Origin of the sequence: Lentzea xinjiangensis (genome assembly GCF_900110955.1) — a bacterium.
GTDB lineage: Bacteria > Actinomycetota > Actinomycetes > Mycobacteriales > Pseudonocardiaceae > Lentzea > Lentzea xinjiangensis.
This window is the reverse complement of record NZ_FOFR01000003.1, coordinates 42,630-56,102: the sequence shown is the minus strand read 5'-3', so window position 1 is coordinate 56,102 and position 13,473 is coordinate 42,630. Positions and strand designations below refer to the sequence as shown.

Here is a 13,473-nt window from a genome sequence, read left to right as displayed (position 1 = left end):
CGGCAGCCTCACCGGGGCAGCCAGCTCGCCATGTCGGCCATGGCGTCGAGCACCTCACCGCTCACCCGGCCGGACGCGGGCTCCGCCTCCGCGATCACGACGGTGCCGCCGTCGGAGCGCGAGCGGTAGTGCAGTCCGGTGAAGCGGACGTCCGCCAGGCCGAGCAGCGGTGCGGCGAGCGGGGTGATGTCACCGGTGCCGTGCACGTCGATCAGCTCCTTGAACTCGCCCGCGTCGCGCCGGGTCCGGAAGCCGACCCACGCCACCGACACGACCGCGACGTTGCCCCGGTCGTCGCCGACGGCGAACAGCGTCCGGTCGAGCGACCGGCACGGGTTGCGCGTCAGGTGGTCCCGCACCTGGCCGAAGGAGTGCGACACGCACTCCACCGCGGGTTTGGCCGTGCGCTTGAGGGTGCGCATGTTCACCTGGCGCCACGCGCCGTCCGCGTCCCCGTTGCGGGCGGACTTCCTGCCCTCGGACTTCGCCCTGGTGATGTTCAGCCCCGCGGAGTCGGCGGCGGTCGTCGACGCACCTCCGCCGAGCGACAGCCCGCCACCGCTGCCGGCGGCCACCGACACCGCCAGCACCCCGGCGGCGACCACGGCGCCCGCCTTGCCCGCGCCGGGGTCCGAGCCGCCTCCCGGTCCACCGATCCGTCGTCCCATCCGTGCCTCCTCGACGGACGAGGACACCGCATGCGCTTCACCCGGAGGGGTGGATTGGACTCAAATCACTCGATCGGGTGGTGGTCCTTCGCAGCCACAACGCTCGGTGCTCCACTCGACGAGGGTCACGGTGGGAACGGTGCGACCTGCACCGCACCGGAGATCAAGCGCGCCGCCGCGACCAGGTCGGCTTCCCGGCCGTGCCGCGCCACGGCCTGCACCCCCACCGGCAGCCCGGCGGCATCGAACCCAGCCGGGATGCTGATCGCCGGGTGCCCGCTCAGGTTGAACGCCCACGTCAGCGCGGTGTTGATCCGATCGCCCGGCCCGTCGTGCCCGTGCGGCGGACCGGGCGTCGTCGGGGTGAGCAGCAGGTCGGTGGTCTCGAACAGCTCCTCCAGCACCGGGTTGGGGCCGCAGCGGCCGGCGAACCAGTCGTCAGCGGGGTCGTCGAGCACCAGCGGGACAGGGCGAGGGCGCAACGGCGCCGCCGCCCGCCAGGCGATCTCGGCCTGGTCGTCGTCCACGGCCGCGAAGCCCAGGTCCGTCGACCACACGGCGGTGGGGGAGGTGGTCCCGGAAGTGCCCAGGTAGGTCGCGAGCAACGCGGGGTCGCGGGTGAACACCCCGACCGCGGCCCGGTGCGACGAAGTCGTCTTCAGGCCGAACACGCCGCACCAGGCCGCCGGGACGCGGATCGACCCGGCGCCGTCGACGCCCGTGGCCAGCGGCACGACGCCCGAAGCCACCGCCACCGCCGACCCGGCCGACGAACCGCCCGGCGTGCGATCGAGGTTCCACGGGTTGCGCGTGACGCCGCGAGAGTTGCGCCCCCACGTCTGCCACGGGGTACTCCCATCGGGCGTGGTGGTCAGTCCGATCGGAACGCAGCCCATGGCCACCAGCGCTTCCCGGTGGCCGCGACGCTCACCGCGCTTCACGGCGATGGGCACACCGGCCAGGGGCAACGCGGGATCGACCGGCGGGAAGGAGCGGAAGACCTCGTGGAACGCGCACAGCACGGGTTCCACCTCCTCCAGCCGGGCCAGGGCGGCCGAGATCTGGTCGGGCATGATCACCTCGTGAAATGGACTCGCGCTGTGCACCACCTGGCTGAGCTCGCCGAGAGGTGCTCCGACCTGCCGACCTCGTTCTACAAGTTCCAGGTGGTCGAGCTGTGGGTCTTCGGCGATCTGCTGGACGTGCCGCGCGACGTCGAGACCATCGAGGTGGCGCTGGTCACCGACCTGCCGGTGGACGAGGTGCCGTGGCTGTCCGAACCGGTCGGCGCCGAGCACTGGGCGAACGCCACCCGGCTGTCGCGCAACCCCTTCGCGGCGCACTGGCGCTCCAAGGACGCGCCGGTGTGGAACCACCGCATCGAGCGGCCGACGTTGATCTGGAGCGCGGCCGGCGGCATCGACGAGGAAGCGCTCGTGGCGGTGAGCGACGGCACGGCAGAGCTGGTCCGCCAGGCCGCGCCGTCGCCGGAGGAGCTGCGCCGCAGGATCGCCGACGAGCTCGCGGTCAGCCTGGCGGCGCTGCGGGCGGCCAACCAGGCCTACACCGACCGCCGCTGGAGCCCCGGCAAGCTCACCCCCCACTCGGACGCGCTGTGGCGCGCCACCACCGGGTACCTCGACCTGCTGGACGCCAGCGGCTGATGCGCCGGACGAGACCGCGGAGCTCCGCAACCACTCCGCAGCGGTCATGGACGCGGTGGAGGCGCGTGAGACGTACCACGTGACGCGCAATGGCGTCGAAGTCGCCGAACGCCACCGGAATCCGCCCAAGGTCGACCACGCGCGCAGGCGTCAGGAAGCCGACGAGTCCTTCGGCGACGAAGACCGCGTGGGCGACTCCGACCCCTGAGAACGCAGCCATGGCTGAGCGCCCGCGTCCGGGGTGTGCTCGACACGAGCACGTACATCGACCTCGGTCTGCTGGATCCGGCGGCGCTCCCGGAGATGCCCGAGCTCACAGCGATCACGGTGGCTGAGTTGCATCAGGGCGTGGCGCTAGCCCAGGTTGCCGCGTCCAGGGCTGCTCGCACCGAGGAACTCGGCGCGGCGGTCGTCGGCTTCGAGCCACTGCCGTTCGATGCCCGGGCGGCCGCCCGCTACGGCAGGCTCGTCGCGCTGACGATGGCGGCGAACCGGAATCCGAAACCCCGGCGGATGGACCTGGTGATCGCCGCAGTCGCGTCGTCACGAGGAATGCCGCTCTGCACGCGAAACGCCGACGATCTCACAGGGCTCGACGACGTGGTCGCGGTCAGGCTCACCAGCCGCGGGCGCGCCACTCCGCCAGCGAAGGGCGCTCCTTGCCGAGCGTCGAGTCGTCGCCGTGACCGGGGTAGAACCACGTGTCGTCGGGCAGGACGGCGAAGAGGCGGTCCTCCACGTCGTTGATCAGCGAGGCGAAGTTGTCCGCCGACGTCGTCTCCCCCACACCCCCCAGGAAGAGTGAATCACGTGAGCGGTGAACACGTCCAGCCTGTGTAGCCCTACGCGCTACGCGGGGCTACGCTTGGCTCGTGAAGGTCATCAGTCAGCGGGAGTTCCGCAACCACTCCGCCGCGGTCATGGACGCGGTGGAGGCGGGAGAGACGTACCACGTGACGCGGAATGGCGTTGAGGTCGCCGAACTCCGGCCCCTGCCTCGCCGTCGTCGGCTGACGGCCGAGGAGCTTGTCGAACGACACAGGACCCTGCCCCAGGTCGATCACGTCCGCATGCGCCAAGAAGCCGATGAGTTCTTCGGTGACGAGGACCGCGTGGGCGACTTCGATCCGTGGGAGCGCAGCCGTGGCTGAACGTCCCGAATCCGGGGTGCTCGACACGTGTGCCTACATCGATCTCGGTCTTCTGGACCCGGCTGGGCTCCCGGAGATACCTGAACTCACCGCGATCACGGTGGCCGAGTTGCACCAGGGCGTAGTGATGGCCAAGGACGCCGCGTCCAGGGCCGCGCGCACCGAGAAGCTCGGCGCGGCGATAGTGGACTTCGAGCCACTGCCCTTTGACGGTCAGGCAGCCGCCCGATACGGCACGCTGGTCGCGCTCACAATGGCGGCGAACCGGAATCCGAAGCCTCGACGGGTGGATCTGCTGATCGCAGCTGTCGCGTCATCGCGTGGATTGCCGCTTTACACGCGAAATGCCGAGGACTTCAAAGGACTCGACAGCATGGTCACGATCATCGAGGTCTGATCAAGGTTGCCGGGGAGCCGGCGTTGGCAGGCTCCCCGTCGACCACGATCACCAGCCGCGGGCGCGCCACTCCGCCAGCGAGGGGCGCTCCTTGCCGAGCGTCGAGTCGTCGCCGTGACCGGGGTAGAACCACGTGTCGTCGGGCAGGACGGCGAAGAGGCGGTCCTCCACGTCGTTGATCAGCGAGGCGAAGTTGTCCGCCGACGTGGTCTTCCCCACGCCCCCCGGAAAGAGTGAATCTCCGGTGAAGAGGTGCGGGTGGCCGTTCGGGTCGTCGTACACGACCGCGATGGAGCCGGGGGTGTGGCCCCGCAGGTGGATGATCGACAACGGGACTTCGCCCACGTTGATGGTGTCGCCGTGGTCGACGAGGACGTCCGGCGGGACGGGCAGGACGGACGCGTCCAGCTCGTGCGCGACGGTGTTCGAGCCGTGGGCGCCGGCCAGGGCTCCCAGCGCCTGCCAGTGATCGGCGTGCTGGTGCGTCGTCACGATCGTGCGCAGGCGCGGGCGGGACGGGATGTGGCCGAGCAGGTCGGACAGGCGCTCGTAGTCGTTGGCCGCGTCGATGAGCAACGCCTCGTTCGTGGACCGGCAAACGAGCAGGTAGGCGTTGTTGTCCATCGGGCCGACGGAGATCTTCGTGATGGTCAGCGCGTCCAGGGTGCGGCGGGCCGCGGGGCCGTTCGGATCGACGTGACCGGTGTAGTTCTCTAGTACGTCCACGGTGGCAGACGGTAGTCGCTCGAAGCGGTGGCCCGCACACCTTCAGGTTGCATACAGGTTGCACTCATAGGGTAATAAAGGATCACCGCCGCGTCACCGAGTACGCCGAACGAACCAACGAACAGGTCCCCGCCTCTCGTGATTCCAGCGCAACGACACAAGCCCGGCAGTTCCCGCAGGGTGAGCTGGGACGTCCTCCGCGTCGTCGCCATCGGGTGCGTGCTGCTCCACCACGCCACGCTCACCAGCGTCAGCAGCCACCCCGGTCTCGGACCGCTGCCGTTCGCCTTCCCGATGTCGATGGGCGCCAGCACGTTGATGGTCGTCTCCGCGTTCTTCGCCTGCGCCTCGCTCGGCGGCGGCAGACCCGGCCGGTTCCTGTGGAGACGGCTCTCCCGCCTGCTCCCCGCGTACATGGCGGCCGTGCTGCTGACGTACGCCGTGCAGCGGTGGGTCGCGCCCGAGGGCTGGAACCAGCTCGACGGCCGGGACGTCGTCTACAACCTGTTGCTGATCAACCAGTGGTTCCCGGACGTCAACATCGTCGACTTCGCGTACTGGACCGTGCCGGTGCAGCTCGCGGCCTTCATCGCCGGCGCGGCGCTCGTGAAGGTCCTCCGGGGCGCCAAGCTCCGCGTTTTCCTGTGGGCGCTGATCGTCACGCCGCTGCTGCTGCGCACGTTGCTCGACCACTCGCACGCGCTCTTCGTGATCTACAACGGTCTCGCGCTGCACCGGGCGCAGTTGTTCGCCGCCGGCATCGCGATCTGGCTCTGGCACGAGGACCGGCTCGGAACGCGGCACCTGGCGGCGCTCCTCGTCGCCACCCTGACGGCCCAGGCGGTTCACACAACCGAGTACGGATCGACGCTCGGTTTCGCCGTGCTGTTGCTGATGGTGTGCGCGGCGGCCGCTGGACCCGATTGGGTGTTCTTCGCCCCGGTCGCCAAGCCCGTCACGTGGCTCGCCGGCATCTCGTACGGCGTCTACCTCGTGCACCAGCAGATCGGCACCGTGGTGATGGACCGCATGCACGCCGCCGGGCTGCGGTCCTGGTGGCTGCTCGCCGGCTTCCTCACCTCGGCACTGGTGCTCGGCTGGGCGATGACGAGGTTCGTCGAGCAGCCCGCGTACCGGCTGCTGACTCAGAGCCAGTCGGGCAGGTCCGGCAGCTCGCCGCGCAGGCCGGTGCCACCCGTCCTGCCGGTGAGCCAGCCCAGCACGGCGGTCGCCGACCCGCTCACCGAGCTGCGGCTCGCCGGGCCGTTGACCGCCCAGCTGCGCTGACCGCCGTCCGGCAGGGTCGCCTCGATGCCGAACGGCTCGACCCTGCCCGCGAACTGCTCGACGGCGTCGTCGAGGAACTCCTCGACGAAGTCGGCGGGCAGGTCGTCGAACCCGATGCCGCAGTCGAGGTCGATGAGGTGGATCCACACCTCGCGCAGCCGGAACAGCGGCACCTGCGAGGCGGGCAGCGCCGCGCCCTTGGGCATGGTGACCTCGGAGCGCCACGAGTGCGCGGGCATCTCGCGGCACGCGGCGTCGAAGCGCAGGCAGGCGGAGTCGAGATCGGCCTTGATCACCTGGAGGATCCGGCGGGCGCCCTCCTCGATGTCGGCGTCGCGGTCCGCCCGGGAGGTGTAGGCCTGGTGCTCGACCCCGGTCCGCGCCCAGGTGAGGAGGTTCACCAGCGCGTCCGCGTTGCGGGCGAGGTGGGTGACGACGTGCCCGCGGGTCCAGCCGGGCAGCAGGCTCGGGCCGCGCACGGAGGTCCGGTCCAGCTCCTCGACGACCTCGTACAGCACGTCCGTCGCCTGGCGCACCGCGTTGACGTGCCGGTCCGGCACACCTCGCGGGGCGGGGACGGGAGTGTGCTGCGTGGACGGCGTGTAGGTCATGTGTGCTGCCTCTCCCCGACGTTGAGGCTCCTCATCGAAGTGACCAGCCTATGAGTAAACGCAGCTCAGGGGAATGCGACAGCGGCCGGAACCGTTTTTGTCGGGGGTGCGACCTAGCATGGTCCGCGGGTCGGTCGCAGCCTCCACGACGATGCGAGTACTCTTCGAACGCTTGTTCGGAAGAGTGTGGCGTGAGTGACCCGCCAACCACAGCCGAAGGGATCCCAGTGGCAGACCGTCTTGTCGTTCGCGGCGCTCGCGAGCACAACCTGCGCAGCGTCGACCTGGACCTGCCGCGGGACAGCTTGATCGTCTTCACGGGACTGTCCGGCTCCGGCAAGTCGAGCCTCGCGTTCGACACGATCTTCGCCGAGGGCCAGCGCCGCTACGTCGAGTCGCTCTCGGCGTACGCGCGGCAGTTCCTCGGCCAGATGGACAAGCCGGACGTCGACTTCATCGAGGGCCTCTCGCCAGCGGTGTCGATCGACCAGAAGTCGACGAGCCGCAACCCGCGCTCGACCGTGGGCACCATCACCGAGGTCTACGACTACCTGCGCCTGCTCTACGCGCGCGCAGGCAAGCCCCACTGCCCGCAGTGCGGTGAGCCGATCGGCAAGCAGACGCCGCAGGAGATCGTCGACCAGGTGCTCGCGATGGAGCAGGGCACCAAGTTCCAGGTGCTCGCGCCGGTCATCCGCGGCCGCAAGGGCGAGTACCTCGACCTGTTCCAGAACCTGCAGACGCAGGGCTACTCGCGCGCCAAGGTCGACGGGGTCGTGTACCCGCTCGCCGAGGTGCCGAAGCTCAAGAAGCAGGAGAAGCACCACATCGCGGTCGTCATCGACCGCCTCAGCGTCAAGGCGTCGTCCAAGCAGCGGCTCACCGACTCGGTCGAGACCGCGCTGCGCCTCGCCGACGGCCTGGTCGAGCTGGAGTTCGTCGACCTGCCGGAGACGGATCCGAAGCGGGTCAGGGGCTTCTCCGAGAACCTGGCGTGCCCCAACGGCCACCCGCTCGCGATCGAGGACCTGGAGCCGCGGTCGTTCTCCTTCAACTCGCCGTACGGCGCGTGCACGGTCTGCACGGGCATCGGCGTCCGCAAGGAGGTCGACCCGGAGCTCGTGGTCCCGGACGACGAGATGACCCTCGAAGAGGGCGCCATCGCGCCGTGGGCCGGCGGGCAGACCGCCGAGTACTTCACCAGGCTGTTGCAGTCGCTCGGCGAGACCATCGGCTTCCGGATGGACCAGCAGTGGCGGCTGCTGCCCTCCAAGGTGCAGAAGGCGATCCTGCACGGCATCGACGAGCAGGTGCACGTCCGCTACCGCAACCGCTACGGCCGCGAGCGCTCCTACTACGCCAACTACGAGGGCGTGATCCCGTTCCTCGAACGGCGCCAGGAGCAGACCGAGTCCGAGTACATGCGGGAGAAGTACGAGGGCTACATGCGCGAGGTCCCGTGCCCCGCGTGTGCGGGCACGCGGCTCAAGCCGGAGATCCTCGCGGTCACCCTGCGCCACGGCAAGAAGGGCGACAAGTCCATCGCCGAGGTCTGCGCGATGAGCGTCGCCGAGTGCTCGGACTTCCTCGACGGGCTCAAGCTCGGCAAGCGCGAGTCGATGATCGCGGGCGCGGTGCTCAAGGAGATCCAGGCCCGCCTGCACTTCCTGCTCGACGTCGGCCTCGACTACCTCTCGCTCGACCGCGCGTCCGGCACGCTGTCCGGTGGTGAGGCGCAGCGCATCAGGCTCGCCACGCAGATCGGCTCCGGCCTGGTCGGCGTGCTGTACGTGCTGGACGAGCCGTCGATCGGCCTGCACCAGCGCGACAACCACCGGCTGATCGAGACGCTCACGAGGCTGCGCGACCTCGGCAACACGCTGATCGTCGTCGAGCACGACGAGGACACGATCCGCACGTCGGACTGGGTGGTCGACATCGGCCCCGGCGCCGGTGAGCACGGCGGCAAGGTCGTGCACAGCGGCCCGTACAAGAAGCTGCTGACGAACAAGGAGTCGATCACCGGCGCGTACCTGTCGGGGCGCAAGTCGATCCCGATGCCGGCGAAGCGCCGCAAGATCGACAAGAAGCGCCAGCTCACGGTCGTCGGCGCGCGCGAGCACAACCTGCGCGGCATCGACGTGTCGTTCCCGCTCGGCACGCTCACCTCGGTCACGGGCGTGTCCGGTTCGGGCAAGTCGACGCTGGTCAACGACATCCTCGCCACGGTGCTCGCGAACAAGCTCAACGGCGCGCGCCAGGTGCCCGGCAGGCACACCCGGATCAACGGCCTGAACGAGGTCGACAAGCTGGTGCGGGTCGACCAGTCGCCGATCGGCCGCACCCCGCGGTCGAACCCGGCCACCTACACCGGCGTGTTCGACCACGTCCGCAAGCTGTTCGCGGCGACGACCGAGGCGAAGGTCCGCGGCTACCAGCCGGGCCGCTTCTCGTTCAACGTCAAGGGCGGCCGCTGCGAGGCGTGCGCGGGCGACGGCACGATCAAGATCGAGATGAACTTCCTCCCGGACGTCTACGTCCCCTGCGAGGTGTGCAAGGGCGCGCGGTACAACCGCGAGACGCTGGAGGTGCACTACAAGGGCAAGACGATCTCCGAGGTCCTCGACATGCCGATCGAGGAGGCAGCGACGTTCTTCGAGCCGATCAACGCCATCCACCGCCACCTGCGGACGCTGGTCGACGTCGGGCTCGGCTACGTGCGGCTGGGCCAGCCGGCGCCCACGCTGTCCGGTGGTGAGGCGCAGCGCGTGAAGCTCGCGTCCGAGCTGCAGAAGCGCTCGACCGGCAAGACGGTCTACATCCTCGACGAGCCCACGACGGGTCTGCACTTCGAGGACATCCGCAAGCTGCTGGGCGTGATCAACGGCCTGGTGGACAAGGGGAACACCGTCATCGTCATCGAGCACAACCTCGACGTCATCAAGACGTCCGACTGGATCGTCGACATGGGTCCCGAAGGGGGCTCCGGCGGCGGTATGGTCGTGGCAGAGGGCACACCCGAGCAGGTCTCGCAGGTCGAGAAGAGCTACACGGGGCAGTTCTTGCTGCAGGTGCTCGAGAACGAGGAGGTGTCGGCAGCAGGGTGATGATTCCACTCGACGCGCTGGCCCACCGCGAGCGCGCCCTCCTGGCGTCGCGCGGCGAGCCCACCACGTACTCCTTCAGCCTCGTCGAGGCGCTCGACTCGTCGGAGCAGGCACTCCGGCGCGTCGCGGCAGTCGCTTGGCTGCGAACCCTGGAACGTCTTCCCGGGCTCGTGGACAAGTGAACCGGGTCGGCCTGGTGGGACGCTCGAGTCCCACTGGAGCCGAATTACACGCGGCGGGGAATCTCCAGTCCCGGTGTGAGTTTTATCGATAACCTGTCACTCCCACCGGTGATCCGGGATGATGACGGCCGTGTCACTCAACCGCTATCGCTTCCGGAGCGTGTGGCACGTGGACGCGTGCCCGGCCGATGTGTACGAGGTGCTGTCCGACATCGCGAACTACCCGGTGTGGTGGCACGAGGTCCGTTCGGCGACGAAAATCGACGACGAGACCGGCGAGCTCCGGTGCCGTTCGTTCCTGCCCTTCGACCTCGTCGTGCAGGTCAGGCACAGCATCCGCAACCAGCAGGCCGGGTTGCTGCGCGCCACGCTGTCCGGTGACATCGAGGGCTATGCGGGCTGGGAGATCACCGGCCGTGACGGCGGCACCGACCTGATGTTCGACCAGGAGGTCGTGGTCAACAAGGCGCTGCTGCGCCGGCTGGTGCTGATCGCCAAGCCGTTCTTCCGCGGCAACCACGACATGATGATGCGCGGCGGTTTCAAGGGCCTGAAGCAGGTCCTCGAGGCCAAGGCCGCGAGCCGCGACTCCTGACCTCAGCGCAGGTGCCGCACCAGTAGCGCGAGCTGCTCCGCGTACCTCTCGGCGAACTCGGGGGTGCTCGGGTCCTCGCCGCCGAGCTGACGCGCGGTCTGCTCCAGCGTCAACGGCGCCGCGGCCGCCGCCATCAGGGCGAGCAGGAGCATGTTCGGATCGAGGTCCGCGGCGATCTCTCCCGCCTGCTGCCGCGCCCGGAGGAACTCGACCTGGCCCCGCAGGAACTCCGCGTCGACCGGTGGGGTCTCGCCGGACAGGTTCGCCCACGCCCAGAGCCTGCCCTGGTCCCGGTTGTGCGCCGTGGTCATCACGAACGCCTTGACCACGTCCTCCAGCGGCTGCTCGGCGCTCGCCATCGCGGTGCCCTCGGCGTGCCAGGCGGTGGCCAGCTCCTTGTACAGGCCCTCCTTGCCGCCGAAGTAGTACGAGATCAGCTGCTTGTTCACGCCCGCCCGCGCCGCGATGTCCGTCGTGCGCGTGGCCGCGTAGCCCTTCGCGCCGAACTCCGCCGCGGCCGCCTCCAGGATGCGGGCCCGCGTGCGTTCCGGGTCGCGCTTGCGTTCCGAGGCGCTGGGCGAACGGCGTTGATCCACGGCGACACGGTAGCCGACCGCATTTTTCAACCATCGGGTTGACTTAATCAACCGAGCGGTTGAAACTTCTCGGCATGAGGATCGCTGTGGTGGGTGGGGGAATCGGCGGGCTGTGCCTGGCGCACGGGCTGCGCAAGGCCGGCGTGGACGTGACGGTGTACGAGCGAGATCTCTCGCGCACGGACCGCTTGCAGGGCTACCGGGTGCACATCGACCCGCACGGCGCCGCCGCGCTGCAGGAGTGCCTGCCCGCGGCGAACTGGGAGCGGTTCGAGCGGAGCGCGGGGAGCGGCGAGGACGGGTTCGGGTTCCTGACCGAACAGCTCAAGCCCCTGCTCGTGCTCGACCCGGACGAGGAGAAGCACTACTCGGCCAGCCGGATCACGCTCCGGCAGGTGCTGCTGGACGGGCTCGACGTGCGGTTCGGCAAGCGGTTCGAGCGCTACGAGCAGAACGGCGCCATCACCCTGCACTTCGAGGACGGCACGAAGGCCGGCTGCGACGTCCTCGTCGGTGCCGACGGCATCCGCTCCCGGGTGCGCGGGCAGTACCTGCCGCATGCGGGCGCCGAGGAGGTCGGCGTGGTCGCCGTGGCGGGGAAGCTGTTCCTGGACGAGCACGACTGGGTTCCCCGGAACCTCCTCGTCCGGGCCAACTCGATCGTTCCGACCGGCCGGTGCGGCATGTTCCTCGCAGCGCACGACGGGCTGGGCTACACGGACGACGACGGTGTGCTGTTCGACAACACGCGTCCATACCTGATGTGGGCGTACGCGGCGAAGGACCTCGAACTCGGCGAAGGGCTGCAGGCCGCGGTGCTGCGGAGGATCGCCGGGTGGAGCCCGGTGCTGCGCAGGATCGTCGAGTCGTCGCATCCGGAGACGGTCAGTCAGTGGCGCATCAGGTCGTCGAAGCGCATCGAACGGTGGAAGAGCACGAACATCACGTTGCTCGGGGACGCCATCCACGCGATGACGCCGATGCGCGGCATCGGCGCCAACGTCGCGTTGCGGGACGCGCAGCTACTTGCGCGCAAGCTCGCCGAGAGTGGTGCTGACGGCATCTCCGCGTACGAGGAGGAGATGTACGACTACGGGTTCGCGGCCGTGCGCGACTCGCTGCGCGCTGCCAGGCAGTTCGCCGAAGGTGGTCCGGTCTCGCGAACGCTGTTCCGGACCGTGCTCAGGACGGCGTCGGCGGTGCCCGCCCTGAAGCGGGCCATGTTCTGAAAAATTGATGTGAACCGTTCTGGCCCGCTGTCCGTGTCATGGGCGTCGGAGGGCACGAGCCAGGAGGTGGGAGATGGTCCGCGGGAGCGTCGCGATCGTCGCGCTGGGGTTGATCTCGCTCACCGCCTGCGCCGGGGCCCCGGGGAGCAAGCCGGTCGCGCAGCAGCAGGAAAGCGTGGTGGCGGCGCTGAAGGTCGCGGAGATCCAGGACCTGGGTCCGATCGTCACCGACGCCAAGGGCTTCACCCTCTACCGCTTCGACGGCGACCGGCCGAACGAGTCCACTTGCGACGGTGAGTGTGCCGCGTCGTGGCCACCGGCGACCGTCGAGGGCGAGAACTTCGCGGTGACCGGTGTCGACCGAGGGCTCGTCGGCAGCTTCGTGCGCCAGGACGGCAGCCGCCAGCTCACCGTCGGCGGCCTGCCGCAGTACCGCTTCGCGAAGGACAGCGCTCCCGGCGAGACCAAGGGCCAGGGCCTGCAGGGCAAGTGGTTCGCCACCGGCGGGAACGGCGAGCGCACGCAGCTCGCCGCCCGCACCGGGGTCGTCACGGGGCTCGGCGCGGTGCTCACCGACAACGCGGGCCTCACGCTCTACCGGTTCGACGGCGACACGGCCCAGCCTCCCGCGTCCACTTGCGACGGTGGCTGCGCCGCGGCCTGGCCACCGGTCGTCGTCGAGGGCGAGAAGCCTCGTGTGAAGGGCATCGACCCCACGCTGCTCGGCACGGTCGAGCGCGCGGACGGCAAGAAGCAGCTCACGGTCGCGGGCTGGCCGCAGTACACGTTCCAGGACGACAACAAGCCCGGCGAGGCCAAGGGCGTCACGGTGCCGAGGTGGTTCGCCACCGCCACCGACGGCAGGAAGGCGCAGCAGAACAAGGCGGTCGCGCTCACCAGCGCGACCGTCGCGGACCTGGGCGTCGTCGCGACCGACAAGGACGGCATGACGCTCTACCGCTTCGACGACGACTCCGCGGACCCGCCTGCGAGCACCTGCTCCGGTGAGTGCGCGGAGCAGTGGCCGCCCGCTTTCGTCAGCGAGGGTTTCCAGGTGCAGGGCGTGGACGCCTCGCTCGTGGGGACGATCGAGCGGGACGGGAAGGAACAGCTCACCATCGCGGGGTGGCCGCAGTACCTGTTCGCGGGGGACGAGGTCTGCGGTGAAGCCAACGGGCAGGGCGTTGGCGGGAAGTGGTGGGCGACGAAGGCCGACGGATCTCGCGCCGGCCGGTGACAGGGGAGAGGAGAGCCCCGGCG

The 13,473-nt window shown here is 69.6% G+C and carries 14 protein-coding genes and 2 pseudogenes; 10 read left to right on the top strand and 6 right to left on the bottom strand.

What is annotated here, in order from left to right; all coding sequences use genetic code 11:
- Positions 1-8: 8 nt before the first annotated feature.
- Positions 9-668 carry a hypothetical protein gene (locus BMW88_RS43180; protein ID WP_245777682.1) on the bottom strand — a complete coding sequence of 220 codons (660 nt, stop codon included), beginning with the start codon at positions 666-668 and terminating at the stop codon, positions 9-11.
- A gap of 125 nt (positions 669-793) precedes the next feature.
- Positions 794-1,741, bottom strand: coding sequence for an amidase family protein (locus BMW88_RS44295; protein WP_089950661.1), 948 nt, complete (start codon positions 1,739-1,741; stop codon positions 794-796).
- On the opposite strand from BMW88_RS44295, the gene BMW88_RS09890 reads away from it, so the two are divergent.
- Positions 1,673-2,332, top strand: a complete 660-nt coding sequence (locus tag BMW88_RS09890; RefSeq protein WP_425434639.1) for a DUF7711 family protein — start codon at positions 1,673-1,675, stop codon at positions 2,330-2,332. The two genes, BMW88_RS44295 and BMW88_RS09890, sit on opposite strands and share 69 nt — an antisense overlap.
- Positions 2,333-2,378: 46 nt before the next feature.
- A complete protein-coding gene (locus BMW88_RS41765) occupies positions 2,379-2,540 on the top strand; it encodes a hypothetical protein (RefSeq protein ID WP_177221031.1) in 162 nt (53 codons plus the stop codon).
- Between the two features lie 408 nt (positions 2,541-2,948).
- Here BMW88_RS41765 and BMW88_RS09880 read toward each other — a convergent pair.
- Positions 2,949-3,140, bottom strand: a pseudogene (locus BMW88_RS09880) (MBL fold metallo-hydrolase); the annotation flags it as partial.
- Between the two features lie 64 nt (positions 3,141-3,204).
- Here BMW88_RS09880 and BMW88_RS09875 point away from each other — a divergent pair.
- Together BMW88_RS09875 and BMW88_RS09870 are read left to right on the top strand one after the other, a co-directional pair.
- Positions 3,205-3,483 (top strand): type II toxin-antitoxin system Phd/YefM family antitoxin, encoded by a 279-nt coding sequence (locus BMW88_RS09875; RefSeq protein ID WP_089950354.1) that lies wholly within the window; start codon positions 3,205-3,207, stop codon positions 3,481-3,483.
- Positions 3,476-3,880: a type II toxin-antitoxin system VapC family toxin gene (locus BMW88_RS09870; protein WP_089950353.1), complete on the top strand. Its 405-nt coding sequence runs from the start codon at positions 3,476-3,478 to the stop codon at positions 3,878-3,880. The genes BMW88_RS09875 and BMW88_RS09870 overlap by 8 nt, the downstream gene beginning before the upstream one ends.
- Positions 3,881-3,928: 48 nt before the next feature.
- On the opposite strand, the gene BMW88_RS09865 is transcribed toward BMW88_RS09870, so the two are convergent.
- Positions 3,929-4,606 (bottom strand): MBL fold metallo-hydrolase, encoded by a 678-nt coding sequence (locus tag BMW88_RS09865; protein WP_089950352.1) that lies wholly within the window; start codon positions 4,604-4,606, stop codon positions 3,929-3,931.
- A gap of 138 nt (positions 4,607-4,744) precedes the next feature.
- Between BMW88_RS09865 and BMW88_RS09860 the strand changes: the two are divergent.
- Positions 4,745-5,704 (top strand): annotated as a pseudogene (locus tag BMW88_RS09860) (acyltransferase family protein); the annotation flags it as partial.
- Positions 5,705-5,751: 47 nt separating this feature from the next.
- Here the strand turns inward: BMW88_RS09860 and BMW88_RS09855 are convergent.
- On the bottom strand, positions 5,752-6,504 hold the full coding sequence (locus BMW88_RS09855) for a maleylpyruvate isomerase family mycothiol-dependent enzyme (protein ID WP_089950351.1): 753 nt from the start codon (positions 6,502-6,504) through the stop codon (positions 5,752-5,754).
- A 227-nt stretch (positions 6,505-6,731) separates the two neighbouring features.
- Here BMW88_RS09855 and uvrA point away from each other — a divergent pair, with 227 nt between their 5' ends.
- The 3 genes from uvrA (at position 6,732) to BMW88_RS09840 (ending at position 10,388) form a co-directional block, all read left to right on the top strand.
- Positions 6,732-9,611 (top strand): excinuclease ABC subunit UvrA, encoded by a 2,880-nt coding sequence (gene uvrA, locus BMW88_RS09850; protein WP_089950350.1) that lies wholly within the window; start codon positions 6,732-6,734, stop codon positions 9,609-9,611.
- Positions 9,608-9,793 carry a hypothetical protein gene (locus tag BMW88_RS09845; protein ID WP_089950349.1) on the top strand — a complete coding sequence of 62 codons (186 nt, stop codon included), beginning with the start codon at positions 9,608-9,610 and terminating at the stop codon, positions 9,791-9,793. The genes uvrA and BMW88_RS09845 overlap by 4 nt, the downstream gene beginning before the upstream one ends.
- A gap of 130 nt (positions 9,794-9,923) precedes the next feature.
- Positions 9,924-10,388 (top strand): SRPBCC family protein, encoded by a 465-nt coding sequence (locus BMW88_RS09840; protein WP_089950660.1) that lies wholly within the window; start codon positions 9,924-9,926, stop codon positions 10,386-10,388.
- 2 nt (positions 10,389-10,390) lie between these two features.
- Here BMW88_RS09840 and BMW88_RS09835 read toward each other — a convergent pair whose 3' ends face one another.
- Positions 10,391-10,984 carry a TetR/AcrR family transcriptional regulator gene (locus tag BMW88_RS09835; RefSeq protein WP_089950348.1) on the bottom strand — a complete coding sequence of 198 codons (594 nt, stop codon included), beginning with the start codon at positions 10,982-10,984 and terminating at the stop codon, positions 10,391-10,393.
- Between the two features lie 74 nt (positions 10,985-11,058).
- Here BMW88_RS09835 and BMW88_RS09830 point away from each other — a divergent pair, with 74 nt between their 5' ends.
- Positions 11,059-12,213, top strand: coding sequence for an FAD-dependent oxidoreductase (locus BMW88_RS09830; protein ID WP_089950347.1), 1,155 nt, complete (start codon positions 11,059-11,061; stop codon positions 12,211-12,213).
- Positions 12,214-12,286: 73 nt separating this feature from the next.
- A complete protein-coding gene (locus tag BMW88_RS09825) occupies positions 12,287-13,450 on the top strand; it encodes a hypothetical protein (protein ID WP_089950346.1) in 1,164 nt (387 codons plus the stop codon).
- Positions 13,451-13,473: the final 23 nt, after the last annotated feature.